Raw genomic sequence first — 21,759 nt, forward strand, 5'->3', positions numbered from 1 at the left:
AAGCCCTTCGGCGCGAGTATTTCCCTGCTGTTTACGGTTCCCCCAACCAATAAAAAGTACAGAGGGATTCTGGTCATGCGCGATTACTCGTCCGCCACGTCACAGTTCGATTACCTGCACACCGTCAACACCGCGCTGCACGGCTCGCTCGAGGCATTGAACGCCTGTGTCGAGTGTTGCGACCGGCATGCGTTGCCGGGGCGTATTGCCTTGTTCTGGGAGGGTCGCGACGGCAGCGACGCGACCTGGACTTACCGTGACTTGCAGGACAACGCCGCGCGTTTTGCCAATTTCCTCCTGGCCCAAGGCGTGGGCAAGGGTGACAAGGTGGCCGGCCTGCTGCCACGTACCGCTGAATTGCTGATCGTGGTACTCGCCACGTGGCGCATCGGCGCGGTGTATCAGCCGTTGTTCACCGCGTTCGGCCCCAAGGCCATCGAACACCGTCTGGGCAGCTCCGGTGCGCGTGTTGTGGTCACCGACGCGGTCAATCGCCCCAAACTCAACGATGTAGCCGGTTGCCCCACAGTGGTCACGGTCGGCGGCGCAAAAGGCCAGGGCATCGTTCGCGGCGATTACAGTTTCTGGGCAGAAGTGGCGAACCATGCAAACCAGTGCGAACCGGTGATGCTCAGTGGCGAAGACCCGTTCCTGTTGATGTTTACCTCCGGCACCACCGGGCCGGCCAAGGCGCTGTCGGTGCCGCTCAAGGCCATCGTCGCATTCCAGAGCTACATGCGTGACGCCGTGGACCTGCGTCCCGAAGACGCCTTCTGGAACGTCGCTGACCCGGGCTGGGCCTACGGCATCTACTTCGGTGTGACCGGCCCTCTGGCCATGGGGCATCCCATCACGTTCTACGATGGGCCGTTCACCCTGGACAGCACTTGCCGAGTCATCAACAAGTACGGCATCACCAACCTCGCCGGTTCACCCACTGCCTATCGTTTGTTGATCGCCGGGGGCGATCAGTTCGCCCGCTCGATCAAGGGCACGCTGCGCGCGGTCAGCAGCGCCGGAGAGCCGCTGAACCCGGAGGTCATCCGCTGGTTTGCCGACAACCTGAACGTGGTGATTCACGATCACTACGGCCAGACCGAACTGGGCATGGTGCTGTGCAATCACCACGCTCTGGAACATCCGGTGCACATGGGCGCAGCCGGTTTCGCCTCGCCGGGCCACCGGATCGTGGTGCTGGATGAAAATAACCGTGAATTGGGCGTGGGCCAGCCGGGCATTCTCGCTGTCGACCGCAGCCAGTCACCGATGTGCTGGTTCGCCGGTTACGAGGGCGGGCCAACCAAGGCTTTCGTCGGCGATTATTACCTGAGCGGCGACACCGTTGAGTTCAACCCCGATGGCAGCATCAGCTTCGTCGGCCGCAGCGACGACGTGATTACCACCTCCGGCTATCGCGTCGGCCCGTTCGACGTGGAAAGCGCACTGATCGAACACCCCGCCGTCGTCGAGGCTGCGGTGGTCGGCAAGCCCGATCCCGAACGCACCGAACTGGTGAAAGCCTTCGTGGTGCTCAGCGCCCAATACCGCGCCGCGCCAGAGTTGGCCGAAGAGTTGCGCCAGCACGTGCGTAAGCGCCTGGCGGCCCATGCCTATCCCCGTGAAATCGAATTTGTCAGCGACTTGCCGAAAACCCCAAGCGGCAAGTTGCAGCGCTTTATCTTGCGCAACCAGGAGATCGCCAAGGCTCAAGAGGCCGCGGCGCCTAACGTTTCAGCTTGAATCCAAGGAAACCATGATGCAGATCGACAACAAGATTTTCCTCGTCAGCGGCGGCGCGTCCGGCCTCGGCGCGGCCACCGGCGAGATGCTGGTCAAGGCCGGTGCCAAGGTGATGCTGGTGGACCTCAACGCCGAAGCCGTGGCTGCCCAGGCGCAGATGCTGGGCTGCCAGAGTGTGGTGGCGGACATCAGCAACGAAGCGGCGGCAGACGCGGCGGTCAAGGCCACCGTGGCGGCGTTCGGTGGCCTCAATGGCCTGGTGAACTGCGCCGGCATCGTGCGCGGCGAGAAGATCCTCGGCAAGAACGGCACGCACGCGCTGGCCAGCTTCAGCCAGGTGATCAACGTCAACTTGATCGGTAGCTTCAATCTGTTGCGTCTGGCCGCCGCTGCCATCAGTGAAACCGAGGCCGATGCCGAGGGTGAGCGTGGCGTGATCATCAATACCGCTTCGGTGGCGGCTTTCGACGGCCAGATCGGCCAGGCAGCCTACGCGGCCTCCAAAGGCGCCATCGCCAGCCTGACCCTGCCGGCCGCCCGGGAACTGGCGCGCTTCGGCATCCGTGTGATGACCATCGCCCCGGGCATTTTCGAAACGCCGATGATGGCCGGCATGACACCCGAAGTACGCGACTCCCTGGCCGCTGGCGTGCCTTTTCCACCGCGCCTGGGCAAACCGGCCGAGTACGCGGCGCTGGTCAGGCATATCATTGAAAACACCATGCTCAACGGTGAGGTGATCCGTCTCGACGGCGCCTTGCGTATGGCTGCCAAGTAGGAGCAATTGTCATGTCCAACGATCCGATTGTTATCGTCAGCGCCGTCCGCACCCCCATGGGCGGCTTTCAAGGTGAACTGAAAAGCCTCAGCGCTCCGCAACTGGGAGCCGCCGCCATTAAAGCTGCCGTGGAGCGGGCCGGCATTGCCCCTGATGCGGTTGAAGAAGTGCTGTTTGGCTGTGTGCTCGCGGCAGGCCAGGGCCAGGCTCCGGCGCGCCAGGCCGCACTGGGGGCCGGGCTCGATAAATCGACCCGCTGCACCACGCTCAACAAGATGTGTGGTTCGGGCATGGAGGCGGCAATTCTTGCCCATGACATGCTGATCGCCGGCAGCGCCGAGGTGGTGGTGGCTGGCGGCATGGAAAGCATGTCCAACGCCCCGTATCTGCTCGACCGCGCCCGCAGCGGTTTGCGCATGGGCCACGGCAAGGTGCTCGACCACATGTTCCTCGATGGCCTGGAAGATGCCTACGACAAGGGCCGCCTGATGGGCACCTTTGCCGAAGATTGCGCTGAAGCCAATGGTTTCAGCCGCGAAGCCCAGGATGCTTTCGCCATCGCTTCCACCACCCGTGCCCAACAGGCGATCAAGGACGGCAGTTTCGACGCCGAGATCGTGCCGTTGCAGGTCATGGTCGGCAAGGAACAGGTCACCGTGCGCCACGATGAGCAGCCGCCCAAGGCCCGCCTGGACAAGATCGCCTCGCTCAAACCGGCGTTCCGTGAGGGCGGAACGGTCACTGCAGCCAATGCCAGCTCCATCTCTGACGGTGCCGCAGCGCTGGTGTTGATGCGCCAGAGCCAGGCCCGGGAGCGAGGCCTGAAGCCGTTGGCGGTGATTCACGGCCACGCCGCGTTTGCCGACACGCCGAGCCTGTTCCCCACCGCCCCCATCGGCGCGGTGAAGAAACTGATGGACAAAACCGGTTGGTCGCTCGACGACGTGGAGCTGTTTGAAATCAACGAGGCTTTCGCAGTGGTGGCGTTGGCGACCATGGGCGCGCTGGAGATCCCCCACGACAAGGTCAACGTCCATGGCGGCGCCTGCGCGTTGGGCCACCCCATCGGTGCGTCGGGCGCGCGGATCCTGGTGACGCTGCTTTCGGCCCTGCGCCAGAAAGGCCTCAAGCGTGGCGTCGCGGCCATCTGCATCGGTGGCGGCGAAGCCACGGCCATGGCCGTTGAATGCCTGTATTAAGGAATCACCATGCTCCCGACTGAAGAACAGACTCAAATCAGCGACGTGGCCCGGCAGTTCGCTCAGGAGCGCTTGAAACCGTTCGCCGCTGAGTGGGACCGCGAGCACCGTTTCCCTAAGGAAGCCATTGCTGCAATGGCCGAACTGGGTTTCTTCGGCATGCTCGTGCCGGAGCAGTGGGGCGGTTGCGACACCGGCTACCTGACTTATGCCATGGCCCTGGAAGAGATCGCCGCCGGCGATGGGGCGTGCTCGACCATCATGAGCGTGCACAACTCGGTGGGCTGCGTGCCGATCCTCAAGTTCGGGAGCGATGAACAGAAGGCCAAATTCCTCACCCCCCTGGCCAGCGGTGCGATGCTCGGTGCCTTTGCATTGACCGAGCCCCAGGCCGGTTCGGACGCCAGTAGCCTCAAGACCCGGGCACGGTTTGAGGGCGATCACTACGTGCTCAATGGTTGCAAGCAGTTCATCACCTCCGGGCAGAACGCCGGGGTGGTGATTGTGTTTGCGGTGACCGATCCGAGCGCCGGCAAGCGTGGCATCAGTGCGTTCATCGTGCCCACCGATTCGCCGGGCTACAGCGTGGCGCGGGTCGAAGACAAACTGGGCCAGCACGCCTCCGACACTTGCCAGATCCTGTTCGAGGATGTCCGTGTGCCGGTGGGCAACCGTTTGGGGGAGGAGGGCGAGGGCTACAAGATCGCCCTGGCGAACCTGGAAGGCGGACGGGTCGGTATCGCCGCGCAGTCCGTGGGCATGGCCCGCGCGGCGTTCGAAGCGGCCCGCGACTATGCTCGCGAGCGGCAAAGTTTCGGCAAGCCGATTATCGAACACCAAGCCGTGGCGTTCCGTCTGGCGGACATGGCCACCCAGATCGCCGTGGCGCGGCAAATGGTCCATTACGCCGCTGCTTTGCGCGACAACGGCCAGCCGGCGTTGGTGCAAGCGTCCATGGCCAAGCTGTTCGCCTCGGAAATGGCCGAAAAAGTCTGCTCCATGGCGTTGCAAACACTGGGCGGTTACGGTTACCTCAACGATTTCCCGCTGGAGCGCATCTACCGCGACGTGCGCGTCTGCCAGATCTACGAAGGCACCAGCGACATTCAGCGCATGGTCATTTCGCGCAATCTTTGAACAGGAGTCCTGCATGAGCTACGAAACGATTTTATTGGAGATCAAGGACCGCGTTGGCCTGATCACCCTCAACCGTCCCCAGGCGTTGAACGCCTTGAACGCGCAGATCGTCAGCGAGCTGAACCAGGCGCTGGATGCATTGGAGGCTGATCCAAAGATTGGCTGCATCGTACTGACCGGCTCGAAAAAAGCCTTTGCCGCTGGTGCCGACATCAAGGAAATGGCCGAGCTGACCTACCCGCAGATCTACCTCGATGACTTGTTCAGCGACAGCGACCGCGTGGCTAACCGGCGTAAGCCGATCATCGCGGCAGTGAACGGGTTTGCCTTGGGCGGTGGTTGCGAACTGGCGTTGATGTGCGACTTTATCCTGGCCGGTGACAATGCCAAGTTCGGTCAGCCGGAGATCAACCTGGGCGTACTGCCGGGCATGGGCGGCACCCAGCGGCTGACTCGCGCAGTGGGCAAGGCCAAGGCCATGGAAATGTGCCTGACCGGCCGTTTCATCGATGCAGTGGAAGCGGAGCGTTGCGGCATCGTTGCGCGCATCGTGCCGGCTGATGAATTGCTCGACGACGCACTGAAAACCGCCGCTCTGATCGCCTCCAAGTCAGTGCCCATCAGCATGATGGTCAAGGAAAGCGTCAACCGCGCCTTTGAAGTCAGCCTGTCCGAAGGTGTGCGTTTCGAGCGCCGGGTCTTCCATGCGGCATTTGCCACGCAGGATCAGAAGGAAGGCATGGCGGCATTCGTGGCCAAGCGGGCGGCGGAGTTTCAGGACAAGTAATGCGGCGTCCTGACTGACGCCATCGCGAGCAGGCTCGCTCCCACATGGGATCTTTGGTGTACGCAATCTCTGTGTACACCTCCGAACCCTGTGGGAGCGAGCCTGCTCGCGATGCTTTTTCAGCCATCACACCAGGTAGTTCTTTAACTCCCGGGCAATCACCATCCGCTGTATCTCGCTCGACCCTTCATAGATCTGGGTAATCCGCGCATCGCGGTAGTAGCGCTCCACCGGATAATCCTCGAGATACCCATACCCGCCATGAATCTGCATGGCCGAGGAGCAGACTTTTTCGGCCATTTCCGAGGCGAACAGCTTGGCCTGGGACGCTTCCGACAGGCATGGCTTGCCGGCGCTGCGCAGGCGGGCGGCGTGGAGGATCAGCAGGCGGGCGGCGTTCAGGCGGGTGTGCATGTCGGCCAGCAGGTTGGCGATGCTCTGGTGTTCGATGATCGGCTTGTCGAACTGCACCCGGTCCCGCGCGTAAGCCAGGGCCGCTTCAAACGCCGCACGGGCGATGCCCAGGGCCTGTGCCGCGATGCCGATGCGACCACCCTCTAGGTTGGAGAGAGCAATCGCCAGGCCTTTGCCGCGAGCCCCCAACAGGTTGGCTTCGGGGATGGTGCAGTTGTTCAAGGTCACGGCGCAGGTATCCGAAGCGCGGATGCCCATCTTGTGTTCCGTGCGATCGACGATGAAGCCCGGCGTGTCGGTCGGCACCAGAAACGCCGAAATGCCTTTCTTGCCCAGCTCAGGATCCGTCACCGCAAAAACAATCGCCAGTTTCGCCCGCTTACCGTTGCTGACGAATTGCTTGGCGCCATTGATCACCCAATGGCCGTCCCGCAGTTCGGCGCGGGTGCGCAGGTTGTGGGCTTCGGAGCCGGCCTGGGGTTCGGTGAGGCAGAAGCAGCCAATGGCCTGGCCGCTGGCCAGATCGGCCAGCCAGGTCTGTTTCTGTTCGTCGGTGCCGAAATTGAGGACCGGCCCGCAACCCACCGAGTTGTGAATGCTCATCAGCGCCCCGGTGGCGCCATCGCCTGCGGAGATTTCTTCCACCGCGAGGGCATAGGCCACGTAATCGACGTAGGTACCGCCCCATTCCTCGGGCACCACCATGCCCAGCAGGCCCAGCTCACCCATCTTCGCCACCAGGGCGTCGTCGATCCAGCCGGCTTTTTCCCAGGCCTGGGCATGAGGGGCGATCTCGCCGCGGGCAAAATCCCGGGCCATGTCGCGGATCATCACTTGCTCTTCGGTCAGCTCAAGGTCGTGCATGGTTCAGTTCCCGTGGTCGTCGAAGCCGTCGAAGAAACTCGCCACGTGGCGCTTGTCCAGCGCCCCCAGGGTCGGCGGGTTCCACTGCGGGTTCTTGTCTTTGTCGATGAGCAAGGCGCGCACGCCTTCGATCAGGTCGCCGCGCTCGAACCATTGACGGTCCAGGTGCAGTTCCAGGGCAAAACAGTCTTCCAGGCTCAAATGCCGGCCGCGACGCAGCATTTCCAGGGTTACGGCCATGGCCAGGGGCGAGCGGGTCTCCAGCAGGTCGGCGGTTTTCAGCGCCCACTCATGGCTGTTGGCGACGGTGACCTGACGCAACTGCTCCACCATGCTTGGCACGTCCGCAAGGGCAAAGAAGTGATCGATGGCCGGGCGCAGGTCGGCCAGAGGCGGGGCAGGCAACTGCTGCATGCCGAGTTTCGCCAGCAGGCCTTGCAGGTCCTTGAGGGGCGTGTCGTGCCATTCCAGGCGGTCGAGACGTTCATCGAGCCGATCGAGCTTGTCGCTGTCCAGATACCAGTCGGCCAGCCCGCAATACAGCGCGTCGGCAGCACGGATCTGTACGCCACTGACTCCCAGGTAGATGCCCAGTTCGCCAGAAATGCGCGGCAGGAAATAGCTGCCCCCGACGTCGGGGAAATAACCGATGGCGACTTCCGGCATGCCCAGGCGGCTGCGTTCGGTCACCACCCGCAGGTCGGCACCTTGCGCCAAGCCCATGCCGCCGCCCAGGACGAAACCGTCCATCAAGGCGAGGATGGGTTTGCGGTAGTGATGAATCGTCAGGTCGAGGGCGTATTCCTCGACGAAAAAGTCTTGGTGCAGGTTGTCGCCCTGGTTGTGGCTGTCGTACAGCGAGCGGATATCGCCGCCGGCGCAAAACGCCTTGTCACCGGCACCGCGCAGTACCACGGCGCGGATCTGTGGGTCCAGAGCCCAGGTATCGAGCTGTTGCTGCAAGCTGCGCACCATGTCCAGCGTCAGGGCATTGAGGCCGGCGGGGCGGTTCAGGGTCAAGTGGCCGATATGGTTGCGTACTTCGACCAGCACTTCATGAGCCACGGCTCCGATGGGTCCCGAGGCTTGTGATGAAACCTGAGCTGTCATCGCTAACTCCCTGCTTTTATTGTTCTTTATGAATTGTGTCGCGCGTACCCGGTCAGGATCGTACCAGTGCAAATTTGCCTTGCACAACCGGGATACGTGCAGGTCCTGTCTGCATATTTATAGCAGCCTCAGGCTCAGCCGCGACCCGAGAGGACTTCCGTGATGCTGCGACGCCTGGCATTGCGTTCGCTGGCGTGGATCAATTGCTCGAGATCTTCGGGAGTTACGTCAAAGAATGCTTCCATTTGCTCAAGAGCGAGCTTCAAGTCCTCAGCCGTAATGGCCTGACGGTCGATGGGTGAATGGTCGGCGGGAATGACCGGCGTCGGCTCGCTGGCGCGCTTGGGATAGCGCACGCGCGTCAGGTTGTTATAGGCCAATGCACTCAAGAGCAGGGTGGAACCGGCCAGCATCGCGGCACCGACAGCTTGCCAGTCCAGGGCGATGATCGACGGGTCGGCCAATACCATCGTCGCCGCCAGGGCACCCGCCGGAGGGTGCAGGCAACGCAGCCAGCACATCAACACCAGCGCCATGCCGGCCGCCAGACAGGCGCTCCCCAGGGTACGGCCCAGGACATGGGCCACCAGCAATGCCACGACCGAGGCGCACAAGTAACCGCCGAAGATCGACCAGGGCTGGGCGAGGGCGCCTGAGGAGACGGCAAACAACAGCACGGCCGAGGCGCCGAGCGGGCCAATCAAGTGTTGCGCCACCTCAAGGCCAAACACCTGGCCGCACAGCCAGACACTGAACATCGTACCCAGGGCCATACCGATGGCGGCCCGGCTCCATTCGGTGGGGCGGGTATTGATAGCAGCGGGGAACCAGCGAGAAAGCATTAAGCGAAAATCCAAAAAACGAACAAAAAAAGGGGCTTACGGGAGAATCCCTGAAAGCCCTTTAAGTGTTCCAACAGTTGGGGGAGGAACGATGCACAGTGTGCCGTTCGCGGCCCTTGCTTACAAATTCATATTAATGCTGTTTGAGTGCACTTATTTTGAGGTAAAGAAGATCATGCGCTTCTGGACGCTTGAAACCAGGTTTGCTGAGCGATAGGCAGGTTGCACGATTGCCCGCGCCCTATGGGGAAATAGGTAAAGCCCTTGTCTGCCATGCGGTCCGGGTCATACAGGTTGCGGCCATCGAAAATCACCGCAGCCTTGAGCCGTTGCTGGATCAGGTCGAAATCCGGCGCCTTGAACGGTTGCCATTCAGTGCAGATCACCAGTGCATCGGCCCCCGGCAAAACCGATTCCGGCGTGCCCATCAACATCAGCTTCGATTCGTCGGGATACAGCTGCTGGGTCTGCTGCATGGCCTCGGGGTCAAAGGCGCGGACACTGGCACCGGCACCCCACAACGCCTCCAGCAGGGTACGACTCGGTGCGTCGCGCATGTCGTCGGTGTTGGGCTTGAAGGCCAAGCCCCACACCGCGAAGGTTCTACCGCGCAAATCGCCTTTGTAGAACGCCTGGATGCGTTCGAACAGCTTGTGCTTCTGCCGCTGGTTGATGGTTTCCACCGCTTGCAACAGATCGCTGGAGCAGTGGGCTTGCTCGGCCGTGTGGATCAGCGCGCGCATGTCTTTGGGAAAACACGAGCCACCGTAGCCGCAGCCCGGGTAAATGAAGTGATAACCGATGCGCGAGTCCGCGCCGATGCCCAGGCGCACGGCTTCGATGTCAGCGCCCAGGTGTTCCGCCAGCTCCGCGATCTGGTTGATGAAGCTGATCTTCGTCGCCAGCATGCCGTTGGCTGCGTACTTGGTCAGCTCGGCGCTGCGCAGATCCATGAACAGGATCCGGTCATGGTTGCGATTGAAGGGCGCGTACAAGTCGCGCATGGTGTCGCGCACTTCATTGCTTTCGCAGCCGATCACGATGCGATCCGGACGGCGACAATCAGCCACCGCCGAGCCTTCCTTGAGAAACTCGGGGTTGGACACGATATCGAACTGCAACAAACGGCCGGCCTTGAGCAGGCATTTGTCGATGTGCGCCCGCAGGGCGTCGCCGGTGCCCACCGGTACAGTGGATTTCTCCACGACAAGGACTGGTTGTTCGCGGTAACGAGCCACCGCCTCACCGACGGCCAGGACCTGACTCAAATCGGCCGAGCCATCTTCCCTGGAAGGCGTACCCACGGCGATGAACAGCACCTGGCCGTGCTGCACCGCGAGCTTTTCATCGTGGGTGAAATGCAGACGTCCGGCTTCCAATCCCTCACGCACCAGCGCGGCCAGACCGGGTTCGAAGATACTCACCTGGCCTTGGCGCAGGCTTTCGACTTTCTGTTCGTCTATGTCCATGCACACCACGTCATGGCCCACCTCGGCCAACACCGCCGCTTGCACCAATCCCACGTAACCACTACCGAATACACTGATTTTCATGGCGGACTCCCTGGATGACTTCCGAACGGGCAGGCACATACAACCCGCACATCGCCGCAATGCGCGCATCAGCAGAATAAGTCGGGGATATTTCAGTTCGCTGACAGGCTGCAGCGGTTGCGGTCAACCCGTGGGCAAGGGAGGGGAGCCACCCTGGTCTGAACGTGTGGTGTCAAACTCGCCGCTACGCGGCAGCGCTCAGGCCTTGACCCAGCGTTGACGACTCCAACTGCTCAGCGAGTCGACCGCGAGGACCAGCAGCAGCATCGCCAGAATCACCGTGCTGGCCTGCGCCTCCTGGAACAGGCTGAGGCTGACATAGAGCATTTGCCCCAATCCGCCGGCGCCGACGAAGCCCAGCACGCTGGCCATGCGAATGTTGTTTTCCCAGCGGTACAGGATGTAGGCCAACAGCTGCGGCATCAGGTTGGGCAGGGTGCCGTAACAGAACGCCCACACGGCATTGCCGCCTTGCAGGCGAATGGCTTCGGCCGGTTCGGGTGGGGTGTTTTCCAGCGCTTCGGCGAACAGCCGGCCGAGCACGCCGGTGGTGTGCAGCGCCAATGCCAGGGTGCCGGCATTGGGGCCCAGCCCAGCAGCCAAGACCATCAGCGCCGCCCACACCAGTTCAGGAACCGCGCGCAAGGCGTTGAGTACCAGGCGCGAGGTGCTTTGCATCGGCCAACCGAAGCGCCCGGCGGCGGGGAGGGCCAGGACCAGGCCGAACACCGCGGCGAGCAGGGTGCCAAGGGCGGACATGGCGATGGTTTCCAGGGCACCGTGGCCGATTGCTTTCAGATGGCTGGGGCTCAGGTCCGGGCTGAGAAAACGCTGGGCATAAGCGCCCATCCGGTTCAGGTTGTCGCCGTCGCCAAGCTGGCCGAGGTCGATGCCCAGATAGGCGAACGAGGCGACGACGGCTGCACCGATGCACAGGAGCAATATCGCGTTGAACAGGCGGTTCATGCCAGCCTCCAGCGCAGCAGGCGACTGAGTTGATCGGCCAGCAGGACCAGGACGAGGAACGTCAACAGCATGCTGGCCACTTCACCGCCGGCGAACATGCGCAACGACAGGTCCATTTGTTGGCCCAGGCCACCGGCACCGACGAAGCCCATCACCACCGAGGCGCGGATGGCGCACTCCCAGCGATACACCGTGTAGGACAGCAGCTCCGCCGCGACATTGGGCAGGATCCCGTAGCAGAAGGCTGTCAGTCGGCCGCTGCCAGCCTGCAACAGTGCATGTGCCGGACGCTGGTCGACCGACTCGTAGATTTCCGCGTAGACCTTGCCCAACATGCCGCTGTAGGTAATGGCGATGGCCAGCACCCCGGCAGTCGGCCCCAGACCGACGGCGCGGACGAAGAGCAGGGCCCAGACGATTTCCGGCACGCTGCGCAGGAAGATCAGCAGACCGCGTACCGGCCAGCGCAGCAGTTGCCCCCAATAGCCTGGTTGGCCACCCCGGGAGGCCGCAGACAGCGAAAGCGCACGGCTGGCCAGCAGGCTGGCGGGAACGGCGAACAGCAATGCCAAAGCCATACCCGCCGTGGCAATGGCCAAGGTCTGCAAGGTGGCTTGCAATAGCAGCTCAATGAACGCTTCGCCATGGGCCGGTGGCCAGAAGGCCGAGACAAACCGGCCCATCTCGCTTTGACTGTCGCTCGTCACCAGCACGCCAAGGTCCAGCTCGCTGAAGTGGATGCCCGGCCACAGCAGGACAAGCGCCAACAGGCAGAGCAGCAGGCGAGGGCCGCTGGCGGGGTCTCGGGTATCGCGTGTCAGCATCGCGGGATTTGCACACTCAAGGGGGAGGGCGGTGGAGGCGAGGGTATCAACTGCTCATTGGCGTAGAGCTTGTCGAGCCGCTCACGGTCGACGGCATCGGTCGGCAGATCGAACAGGATCTGTCCGTCACGCAGGCCGATGATCCGCGAAAAGTGCGCCAGGGCCAGGTCCACCGCATGCAGGCTGGCGACCAGGGTGACGTTGTGCTCACGGGCATGGCGACAGAGCACTGAAAGGGTGTGCTCGGCCAGCACCGGATCCATGGCCGAAACAGGTTCATCGGCCAACAACACCTCGGGTGCCTGATACAGCACCCGGGCAATCCCAACGCGTTGTAACTGGCCGCCGGAGAGTTGCTGGCATTGCGCGAACAGCTTGTCGCTCAGATCCAGCCTGGCCAATGCCGCCCGTGCGCCGGGAACATCCAGCGGGTGCAGCAGGTTCAGCAGGCTCTTGCCCATGCCCCACTGACCCAGTTTGCCGGCCAGCACCGCAGTGATTACGCGCTGGCGCGGTGGCAGGGGCGGCGCTTGGTGGATCAAGCCGATGCGCGCGCGCAGGCGTTGACGCTCGCGGGCAGACAACTGCCAGGCCGTTTCACCGAGCACCTGCATTTCGCCCTGACCCGGTCGCAGGGCCGTGCCCAGCAGATTGAGCAGGCTCGATTTACCCGCACCGGACGGACCGATGATGGCGACCTGTTCGCCGGCACCGATGTGCAGCTCCACGCCACGTAGCGCCTGGACGCCGTTGGCGTGGGTAAGGCTGACCTGGGTCAGATGTAATGTCATTTGAGCAATTCGGCGGCGCGTGCGGCTTCCTCGATGCCCTTGTAGTTCTCAGGCTTGGTTTCGATGAAGCGGCTGGCAGCCTGCAGATCGAGGATTTCCTTGTCCTTCGGATTTGCCGGGTCGAGTGCCAGGAAGGCTGCCTTGATCTTGGCTGCCAGCGCCGGGTCGAGCGTTCCGCGCACCGTCCAGTTGTAGTCGAAGTAGGCCGGGGTGGTGGCAAACACCTTGACCTTGGCGGTGTCGACCTTGCCGGCGGCGACCAGTTTTTCCCAGACACTGGCGTTCAGTACCCCAGCGTCCACTTTGCCGGCCTGGACCCAGGCGACGGTGGCGTCATGGGCGCCCGAGTAACCTACGCGGCTGAAGTAGCTTTCCGGCTTGATGCCGTCCTGGAGCATGAAATATCGCGGCATCAGGCTGCCAGAGGTGGAAGACACTGAACCGAATGCAAAGGTCTTGCCCTTGAGGTCGGCGAGGGATTTGACCGCAGGGTCGGCGGTGATGAATTTACTGGTGAATTGGGCGTCCTGCTCGCGCTGCACCAGCGGGATCGCATTACCGGTTTTCAAGCGTGCTTGCACGAACGTGAAACCACCCAACCAGGCCAGGTCGATGCGGTCGGTCGCCAGCGCCTCGACCACAGCGGGGTAGTCGCTTACGGGAATGAACTCGACTTTCATGCCGGTCTGTTGTTCCAGATAAGCGCCCAAGGGCTTGAACTTACGCAGCAATTCGGTAGGGGCTTCATCGGGAATCGCGCTGACTTTCAGGGTGTCGGCGGCCTGGGCCAGCAAGGCGCTGAAAGACAGGGTCAAGCCGACGGCCAATGCCAGGGAACGCTTGAGCATGGAAAATCTCCGGTACGTTAACGCAGGAATATTGAAGCGCCAGGCACTCGCGAACAACCGCATGGCGCTTTGTGAGGGTAGACGAATGAGTGTGATAACGGTCGTTTTTGGCCCTGGTGAATCTCGGCCATCCAGTCACAATGCGCGGATCCTACAAGCTCAAACGCGCGATGCAAACAGTTCTTGGCTGTTACCGCCCCCTGGGACTGGATTGTCCCGAGCGTTTACGATTTTTTCCATAGTCTGAATGATGTAGCCTCGCAGCGGCTATATGTCAGTTCGCTATCAGAGGTTTGCTGTGTCCAGGATGATCGAGCCCCGAGTGCGCTATGGATGCCTGCTTCATGTTGTATGTTGGTTCTATCTGAGTGGGGCCCAGGCCGATGATCAGGATCCTGGTGCTGAACAGGCGGAGCCTGGCCGGCCTTCGGTCTTGGTACTCGACGAGGTGAAGGTCACTGCCCGCCACCGCGAGGAGCGCGTGCAGGCCGTGCCGATTGCCATGAACGTGCTCAATGGCGAGCAATTGAACGATGCCGGCATCTACCGTACCGAGGACCTGCAGCAGCGCGTACCGAGTCTGTTGGTAGCCGTGCCCAGTGCGCGTTACGCCAGCTACGGTATTCGCGGACTCGGTTCGAGCTCCTACAACGATGGCCTGGACGGCAGTGTCGGGGTGTTTCTCGATGGGGTTTACCTCGGGCGCCAAGGCATGTCGCTGGTCGACCTGGTCGATATCGAGCGGGTCGAGGTGTTGCGGGGGCCACAGGGCACCCTATATGGCAAAAACACCACGGCAGGTGCGATCAACATCAGCAGCCGCGCGCCCACCTTCGAGCCGCAAGGCAATGGCGAGGTCTCGGTCGGCAGTGATGGCCTGCGTCAGTATCGCGGCACGGTTTCAGGCGCGCTGATCGATGGGGTGTTGGCGGGGCGCCTGACCGGCTACGACGTAGAGCGCGACGGGCTCATAGAGAACACTTACAACGGCAGCCACCTGGGTGACCAGAACCGCCAGGGCCTACGGGGCCAGTTGCTGTGGACGCCGAGCGAAACGTTCAGCGCGCGATTGATCGGTGAATATGGTTGGCAGGACGAGCAGGGCAATGTCTTTGCGGCGAGCAACTACAGCCAGACGAGCATCGATCGAGCCGCCTTCGTTGGCTACCGCCAACTGCCGATAGATCCTTATGCGCGTCGCGTGCAGCAAGACGAACCGAACACGGTGAAGACGCTGCAGACCGGCACTACGCTGGAGTTGAACTGGCTGCTCGACAGCGGCGCCACGCTGACCAGCATCAGCGGTTACCGCGACTGGACCTATGATGCGGACCAGGATGGCGATGGCATGCCGCTGTCGGTGGCCGAAAACGCCGCTGTGAAGCTCGATCACCATCAATTCAGCCAGGAGTTGCGCCTGGCCGATTCGCCCAACGAACACTTCGACTACGTGGTGGGCCTTTATTATTTGCGGCAGAAGTTGAACCGCGAGGTGGGCGTGCGTTTCGGCGAGGACGCGGCCGCTTATTTTCTGGGGGATCGCCCGGAAATCGACTGGCTGGGCATTACGCCCGGAATGATTGCTCCGTCATTGCTCGATGGCGCGCAGCAGGACTTCGACGGTCAGCAGCGCACCGACAGCCGCGCCGTGTTCGGTCAACTCACCTGGCATGCCACGGACCGCCTGGCGATCACACCAGGGCTGCGTTACACCCGCGAGCGCAAACAGGGCTGGCTGTCGCGCAGCGTTTCGGGGTTGGCGCCACTGGGCCCTGACCTGATCTCGCAGTTGGCGGGCCCGTTGCTGCGCAGCGTCGCACTCGGCGGCGAGTACTACCGACGTGATGCGATCGAGGAGAGCAATCTTTCCGGACAATTGACGTTCAACTACCAGTTTGCCGATGACCTGCTCGGCTATGCCAGTTGGTCACGCGGTTACAAGGCTGGCGGAATCAATCTCGACGTAATCGGCCCCAATCTCTCATCGACATTCGATGCGGAGCGGGTCACTTCGGTCGAGGTGGGCCTCAAGCGCAGCTTCTGGAACGAACGAGGCGTGCTCGATCTGGCTGTGTACCAGGCCGATGTCGACGACTACCAGGCATTGACCAACCGTGCGCCGGCGGACCAGTTCTCGCCGCCGATCCGCGACAACCTGATCAATGTCGGCAAAGTGCGCCTGCGCGGGATCGAACTGGACGCGCAGCTACGTGCCAGCGAACGGGTTGACCTGAGGCTGGGGATCGCCTGGAGTGACGCACGCTACCGGGATTTCCCCAACGCACCGTGCTCGCCAACCAGCGCTCAGTGGTCGTGCGATTTGGGAGGTCAACGCGTGTTCAACGCTCCAGAGTGGAACGCCAACGCCGGAATCGACTATCGCTACCCACTGGAGCATGGCCTGGAGCTGTTCAGCGCCCTGGACTACAAATTCCGCAGCGGTTACTACGGCACGCTCGAAGGTGGCCAGGGCAGCTACCAGCCATCCTATGGGCTGACCAACCTGCGTCTTGGACTGCGCCGCAGCAACAGGCGTTGGGAAGCCGAACTGTGGGCGCGCAATCTGTTCGACGAGAACTACATCACCGCCGTTTACCCTCGGCTTGGTGCAGGTGATTACGGAGTGCTTACCGGCGACCCGCGCAGCATGGGCATGACGTTGCGCACGCGCTGGTAGTTTGGTGGTTGCCGTGATGACGCTTGCCAAGGGATTGGTGCGCGGTGAATTGGTTTTCAGTGATGCTTGTGGGTGATGGTGAGGGGAAGCGTCTGGCGGAAAATCTGCTGGATAGTCCGGCTGGTAGCGACATACTTTGTTGCGTGTAATGTATATTATGTTAAACGCGATGTATAAAGGTGTTTACTCATAGTGTCGCCTGCACCCTTAAACAGGACTTTGCCACGAATTACCAGAATCCTCCGAAATCAACGATCTATGCTCCCTGCCTCCAGAGCCTTCGAGCTTGCCGCCGGCTTCGGCCACCGGTCCCTCAGACTTGAAAACCAGAATCTCTTTCCACCACATAGTCTGTGTCTCCCACTGCACTAGCAACTTCACGAAGATTGTCCAGCGCCTGCCTGTGCGCATTCGCATCGATCCCGATCAGCCTGCTGCAGCCGCACACCGAGGCGCTCTTCCAATGGATTCATTGTCACGACTAGGTTGACAGTTAGACGCTTTATAGCTGCTTTTTCCTTTTTAGGCCCCCTATTAATCTGTATTCACGGTGCTGCCAAACCTTGATTCAAGGGAGCGCGCGCTACCCACCTTTTTTTACCCGGAGATCACATGCCCATTATCTACGGTCATCCCTTGTCGTGGAGTGCCCTGCTGCTGGTGATCGATGCGCTGATCTGGCATCTCGCGCCGTTCAAGCACCGCGTCACCCGGATTGGGTTGCGTCTGGGCTTGTTCCTGATCTTCAGTGCAATCATCATCAATGCCGACGTCAGCCCGCTGCAGGCTCCCGTGTTTGCCGGTGATCGCGCTGTGCAACTGGGGGCAACGGCCCTTGGGATTCTCTGGTGGCTATATGCCGCGCGGGTGCTCACGGAAATCATCGGTCTGGTGCTGATACGACGCATTGGTCACAGTGGGCGGTTGCTGCAGGATGTCATAGGTGCGCTGGTATTTTTGATCGCGATCGTCGCCGCGGCTGGTTATGTGCTGGAGCTGCCAGTCAAAGGCTTGCTGGCGACCTCCGGAGTCGTGGCGATCGTCGTCGGGCTGGCGTTGCAAAGCACGTTGAGCGACGTGTTTTCCGGCATTGTGCTCAACACCACCAAACCCTATCAGGTGGATGACTGGATCATGATCGACGGCACCGAAGGCAAGGTGCTGGACATCGACTGGCGCGCCACCCACCTGCTCACCAGCGCCGGCAGTACTGCGGTGGTACCGAACTCGGTGGCGGCCAAGGCGAAGATCGTCAACCTGAGCCGACCGAGCAACATGCATGGCGTATCCATTAGCATTCAGGTGCCCAACCACATCCGTCCGCGTCGGGTGTTAGACGCACTGGATCGCACCTTGCAAGGTAGCAGCAGCCTGCTCCTCTCCCCTGCACCTAAAGCTCTGCTCAAGGAGGCCGGTGAAAACATGTCCGAATACGTGGCCAGCGGTTTTATCGCCGAGCTGGGCAGAAAAAGTGAAGTGCGCAATCAGTTGTTCGACCTGGCCCATCGGCACTTGGAAGCGGCTGGTATTTCCCGGCAACTCGATGGTGCGGTTGAACCCACTACCCGAGCGCGAGCGTTGCTGGACGAGGTAAAAATCTTCCGCTCCCTGGGCGAGGACGAACGCGATCGGTTGGCTCTGGCCATGACTCCGCAGCAATACGCGGCGGGACAAGTGGTGCTGGAGTTGGGTGAAGTGCCTGACAATCTGTTCGTGATTGCCACCGGAGTGGTCAGCGCCACAGTGCCCGACGACACCCAGCAAACTGAAGTAGGTCGCATGGGGCCGAGCGAAGTCATGGGCGAACAGAGCATCCTCGCCGACACACCGTCCCAGGCCACTTTCACCACACTGACGTCCTGCATCATTTACCGCATCGACAAGTCTCTGACACGCAGTTGCATGGAGCAACGCAGCGAAGTCGGCCAGGCATTGAACAAGCTGCAAGCGGTGCGGCAACAGAACAGCCAACTGACGTTGATGGCCAAACCAGCGCCGATCAAAAAAGGAGGTTTGCTTGGGTGGTTGCAGAAGCGTTGAACTGCGCACCGGCCTCGGCACTGCTGACTGCTCCCGAGAGGGTGTCTATCGCCTTAGGTGAGTGGAATTAACAACATTTAACTCGCAAGCCACGGCCCTGCAACCAAGAATGAAACCCTCTGCGCATACCTGTTTATCCAAAGGAGGTGGTGCTGACCCTTCGTGTAATGCGCTGGCGCATTCCCATTGTTTCAAGGACATTGTTATGGCCCACGTTCAGCACAAGTACACCATGAAGAACACGGTGCTTTGCTGCTGCCTGTTGTGTGTTGGAAAGGTTATGGCAGCAGACTCGACAGAGCCCAGAAGCTCGGACTTTCTAGGGGATGCAACGCTCAACGTTATCAGCCGAAATTTCTTCTTGAACAATGATAACCGCTCCGAAAACGCCGCGAAAAATTACCAGCGAGAATGGGCACAGGGCTTCATCACGACGTTTGAGTCAGGCTTCACGCCCGGAACATTTGGTTTTGGTGTGGATGTGCATGCTTTTGTCGGGCAAAAACTCGATGGCGGTAAGGGACACTCAGGAACCGGGCTTTTACCCGTCGACAGTGATGGAGAGTCCGCACAAAACTTCAGCGACGGCGGCGGCGTGATCAAGACTCGCCTCTCGCAGACCTCTATCAAGTTCGGCGAGATGGAAGTAGAAACCCCAGTCTTCGACACCTCCGACAAACGTCTGCAACCCGAATACGCAACGGGATGGCTCTTAGAAAGTGACGAGCTTACTGGCATACACTTGGTCGGTGGCAAATTCACGGCATTCAAAAACCAGGACTCCTCCTCTTCTAAAGGGGATTTTTCCGGGTATGGCGTTAACACCGATATGGGCTCAATCAGCTTCGTTGGGGCTGACTTCACATCCAACAAGATCCTAGGCGCCAGGCTGTACTCATCCCAGCTAACAGACACTTGGAGACAGTATTACGCGAACGCGTATGTCCGTCGCTGGGATACGTTTGTAGATTTCAACATCTACCATACGATTGACTACGGGCGCTCAGTTGCGGGAGGCATCAACACAACAGCTTATAGCCTTTCTGCCAAACACAATATTGGCAACCAAGCCTTTACCCTGGCGGTCCAAAAAAATCGTGGTGACACGCCTTTCGATTTCGTAGGGGGCGACTCCATATACCTAGCCAACTCCATCAAGTTCGCCGATTTCAATGGCCCCCATGAGCGTTCCTACCAAGCCCGCTACGACCTGGATTTCGCATCCATGGGATTGCCTGGGCTCAAGTTCATGTCACGGTATGTGACTGGACGTGATATCGACGGTACTCATGCGCCGCAAGGAGGGGCTTACTTCCCTTTTGATCCTGGCGAACAGGAGTATGTCCCTCAGCAAGGCAAAGGCGGGAAGCACTGGGAGCGCGACATTGATCTAAGCTACACCGTCCAGTCCGGGCCGGCGAAAGATCTTTTAGTGCATTTCACCCACGTTTCTCATCGGGCGAACGAAGCACAAGGCGGGCCGGACATCGACCGCATTTACTTTGTCCTTGAGTACAACTTCAAACTGCTGTGATTCCTCAGCCGTTGCAGAAACGACGGATCTCAACAGACATGCGATCCGCTTGGAACAGTCTTGCCCAGACTCAATTTTCAGCCCTGCGTATTTGTCGCTATCAGTGGATCGCCACGGGGTTGAGGTTGTCCTGGGTCGAGCCCTTGTAAAGTGGTTGACCGAGGACAAACTACTGCAGAGCGCGTTTACTCGCATTCCTGTCAGCCACCCGTCACCCTGACGTCAGCTCCCCCCACCTAAAGTAACTCTTCCGGGTTTTGTGCAATGCGACCCACGTGGTACATCTATCGTCCTTGATAGGACATCAACATGAACATATGGAAACCCCAATGAAAGCACTCTACGCGCTCTTGATGATCGGCCTTGCCGGCTGCGCGCGCGCTCCGGTTGAGGTCGCCCAGCCGGCGCCGGTCAGCTTTGGCGACTACCGCCTGCAAACCCTGGCGCAGATTGAGCGTAATCGGCAGTTTCAGAATCCCGACCACACCTTGGAGCTGGCCTGGAACGCTCCCCGTGAATGGGTACCCGCGCAGCCCAATGGTAGAGGCGTTCTTCTGGTTCACGGCCTTGGCGATTCGCCCGGCTCATTCGTAGATGTCGCGACACAACTGGCCAGCCAGGGATATCGGGTACGCACCGTGCTGCTGCCCGGCCACGGCACTCGGCCGGCCGATATGCTCGACGTTGACATCAATGATTGGCGTCGAACCGTGGAACAACAGGTGGCGCTGCTACGCAAGGATGTCGGCCACGTTTACCTGGGTGGTTTCTCCACCGGTGCCAACCTGGTTGTGGCGTACGCCATGGACGATCAGTCGATCGCTGGGCTGCTGCTGTTTTCCCCGGCGTTCAAGTCCAATGTTGGGTTTGATTGGGTGCTGCCATGGCTGGCGAAGGTCAAACCGTGGCTACGGCAGCCGACCAGCGCGGCCCCGCAGCAGACGTCGCTGCGCTACCAGAACGTGCCAACCAATGGCTTCGCCCAGTTTTACCTGAGCAGTACGGCCGTGCGCAGCAAGCTGGCATCGCAGGCGTTCGACCGCCCGGTGCTGATGGTCAGTGCGGCCCATGACTCGGTGGTGGATGTGGAGTTTGTACGGGACGCCTTCAATCGGCGTTTCCCCAACCCGGGGTCGCGGATGATCTGGTATGGCAACCTCGCCAACGAATTGCAAAGTCCGCGCCTGTTGGTGCGCAGCGACCAGTTGCCGGCCGAGCAGATCAGTCAGTTTTCCCATATGGGCGTGCTGTTCTCCCCCGATAATCCGCAATATGGTCGCCAGGGTAACCAGCGTCTGTGCTGGAACGGCCAGAGCGACACGGCTTACCAACAATGCCAGGCAGGTGGCCCTGTCTGGTATTCGGACTGGGGTTATCGTGAGCCCGGCAAAGTCCATGCACGGTTGACCTACAATCCGTACTTCGCCTGGCAATCCGAGGTGATGGTGCAGGTGCTGGAGGCCGGGGCTCAAGAACATTCCACTGTGGCAAACACACGATAATCGCCCGCCCCTTGCCGTCGGGCCCCTCCTCCTGTCTGGAGCCTAGTTGCTGGTGCTCATCACTGTTGGTGCGGTTCTAGAATAAAACTATAACCAAATAACCTAAGTCAGCGACCACCGGTCACCTATCTTGAACATCTGAGGGGCCGTCAT

General features: G+C 60.9%; 17 protein-coding genes. 9 read left to right on the top strand and 8 right to left on the bottom strand.

The features are described 5' to 3' along the window. The first annotated feature begins 75 nt into the window (after positions 1-75). The 5 genes from MKS85_RS00910 to MKS85_RS00930 are packed head-to-tail and all read left to right on the top strand — an operon-like array spanning position 76 to position 5,641. The gene (locus tag MKS85_RS00910; RefSeq protein ID WP_310662559.1) at positions 76-1,740 is read left to right on the top strand and encodes an AMP-binding protein; all 1,665 of its coding nucleotides are present in this window, start codon (positions 76-78) and stop codon (positions 1,738-1,740) included. 16 nt (positions 1,741-1,756) lie between these two features. Beyond that, on the top strand, positions 1,757-2,518 hold the full coding sequence (locus MKS85_RS00915; RefSeq protein ID WP_139050331.1) for an SDR family NAD(P)-dependent oxidoreductase: 762 nt from the start codon (positions 1,757-1,759) through the stop codon (positions 2,516-2,518). A gap of 11 nt (positions 2,519-2,529) precedes the next feature. Further along, a complete protein-coding gene (locus tag MKS85_RS00920) occupies positions 2,530-3,717 on the top strand; it encodes an acetyl-CoA C-acyltransferase (RefSeq protein ID WP_160892687.1) in 1,188 nt (395 codons plus the stop codon). Between the two features lie 9 nt (positions 3,718-3,726). Then, positions 3,727-4,854 carry an acyl-CoA dehydrogenase gene (locus tag MKS85_RS00925; RefSeq protein ID WP_139050330.1) on the top strand — a complete coding sequence of 376 codons (1,128 nt, stop codon included), beginning with the start codon at positions 3,727-3,729 and terminating at the stop codon, positions 4,852-4,854. 13 nt (positions 4,855-4,867) lie between these two features. Further along, complete coding sequence (locus MKS85_RS00930; protein ID WP_047226494.1) at positions 4,868-5,641, top strand: enoyl-CoA hydratase; 774 nt, start codon at positions 4,868-4,870, stop codon at positions 5,639-5,641. A 126-nt stretch (positions 5,642-5,767) separates the two neighbouring features. Here the strand turns inward: MKS85_RS00930 and MKS85_RS00935 are convergent, their stop codons facing one another. The 8 genes from MKS85_RS00935 to MKS85_RS00970 all read right to left on the bottom strand — a co-directional run bounded on the left by MKS85_RS00935 (position 5,768) and on the right by MKS85_RS00970 (position 13,853). Continuing rightward, positions 5,768-6,919: an acyl-CoA dehydrogenase family protein gene (locus MKS85_RS00935; protein ID WP_047226493.1), complete on the bottom strand. Its 1,152-nt coding sequence runs from the start codon at positions 6,917-6,919 to the stop codon at positions 5,768-5,770. A 3-nt stretch (positions 6,920-6,922) separates the two neighbouring features. Then, complete coding sequence (locus MKS85_RS00940) at positions 6,923-8,029, bottom strand: enoyl-CoA hydratase/isomerase family protein (RefSeq protein WP_139050329.1); 1,107 nt, start codon at positions 8,027-8,029, stop codon at positions 6,923-6,925. 134 nt (positions 8,030-8,163) lie between these two features. Further along, entirely contained in the window at positions 8,164-8,871 is a 708-nt protein-coding gene (locus MKS85_RS00945; RefSeq protein ID WP_076384904.1) for an HPP family protein, read from the bottom strand. A 173-nt stretch (positions 8,872-9,044) separates the two neighbouring features. Next, positions 9,045-10,424: a UDP-glucose/GDP-mannose dehydrogenase family protein gene (locus tag MKS85_RS00950; protein ID WP_139050328.1), complete on the bottom strand. Its 1,380-nt coding sequence runs from the start codon at positions 10,422-10,424 to the stop codon at positions 9,045-9,047. A 198-nt stretch (positions 10,425-10,622) separates the two neighbouring features. Then, positions 10,623-11,390, bottom strand: a complete 768-nt coding sequence (phnE, locus tag MKS85_RS00955; protein WP_047226489.1) for a phosphonate ABC transporter, permease protein PhnE — start codon at positions 11,388-11,390, stop codon at positions 10,623-10,625. Beyond that, positions 11,387-12,214, bottom strand: a complete 828-nt coding sequence (locus tag MKS85_RS00960; RefSeq protein WP_047226488.1) for an ABC transporter permease — start codon at positions 12,212-12,214, stop codon at positions 11,387-11,389. Before MKS85_RS00960 ends, phnE begins: the two co-directional genes overlap by 4 nt. Continuing rightward, the gene (locus MKS85_RS00965; RefSeq protein WP_107322491.1) at positions 12,208-13,005 is read right to left on the bottom strand and encodes a phosphonate ABC transporter ATP-binding protein; all 798 of its coding nucleotides are present in this window, start codon (positions 13,003-13,005) and stop codon (positions 12,208-12,210) included. The genes MKS85_RS00960 and MKS85_RS00965 overlap by 7 nt, the downstream gene beginning before the upstream one ends. After that, positions 13,002-13,853, bottom strand: coding sequence for a putative selenate ABC transporter substrate-binding protein (locus MKS85_RS00970; protein WP_107322490.1), 852 nt, complete (start codon positions 13,851-13,853; stop codon positions 13,002-13,004). The genes MKS85_RS00965 and MKS85_RS00970 overlap by 4 nt, the downstream gene beginning before the upstream one ends. A 433-nt stretch (positions 13,854-14,286) precedes the next feature. Here MKS85_RS00970 and MKS85_RS00975 point away from each other — a divergent pair, with 433 nt between their 5' ends. The 4 genes from MKS85_RS00975 to MKS85_RS00995 all read left to right on the top strand — a co-directional run bounded on the left by MKS85_RS00975 (position 14,287) and on the right by MKS85_RS00995 (position 21,606). Continuing rightward, positions 14,287-16,530: a TonB-dependent receptor gene (locus MKS85_RS00975; protein ID WP_310662560.1), complete on the top strand. Its 2,244-nt coding sequence runs from the start codon at positions 14,287-14,289 to the stop codon at positions 16,528-16,530. A gap of 612 nt (positions 16,531-17,142) precedes the next feature. Beyond that, the gene (locus MKS85_RS00985) at positions 17,143-18,570 is read left to right on the top strand and encodes a mechanosensitive ion channel family protein (RefSeq protein ID WP_107322488.1); all 1,428 of its coding nucleotides are present in this window, start codon (positions 17,143-17,145) and stop codon (positions 18,568-18,570) included. A 205-nt stretch (positions 18,571-18,775) separates the two neighbouring features. Further along, on the top strand, positions 18,776-20,104 hold the full coding sequence (locus MKS85_RS00990) for an OprD family porin (protein WP_409077991.1): 1,329 nt from the start codon (positions 18,776-18,778) through the stop codon (positions 20,102-20,104). Between the two features lie 353 nt (positions 20,105-20,457). Beyond that, a complete protein-coding gene (locus tag MKS85_RS00995; protein WP_310662749.1) occupies positions 20,458-21,606 on the top strand; it encodes an alpha/beta fold hydrolase in 1,149 nt (382 codons plus the stop codon). Positions 21,607-21,759 lie beyond the last annotated feature (153 nt).

Source organism: Pseudomonas sp. JL2 (assembly GCF_031570495.1).
In the GTDB taxonomy this organism is placed as follows: Bacteria; Pseudomonadota; Gammaproteobacteria; order Pseudomonadales; family Pseudomonadaceae; genus Aquipseudomonas; species Aquipseudomonas rhizophila.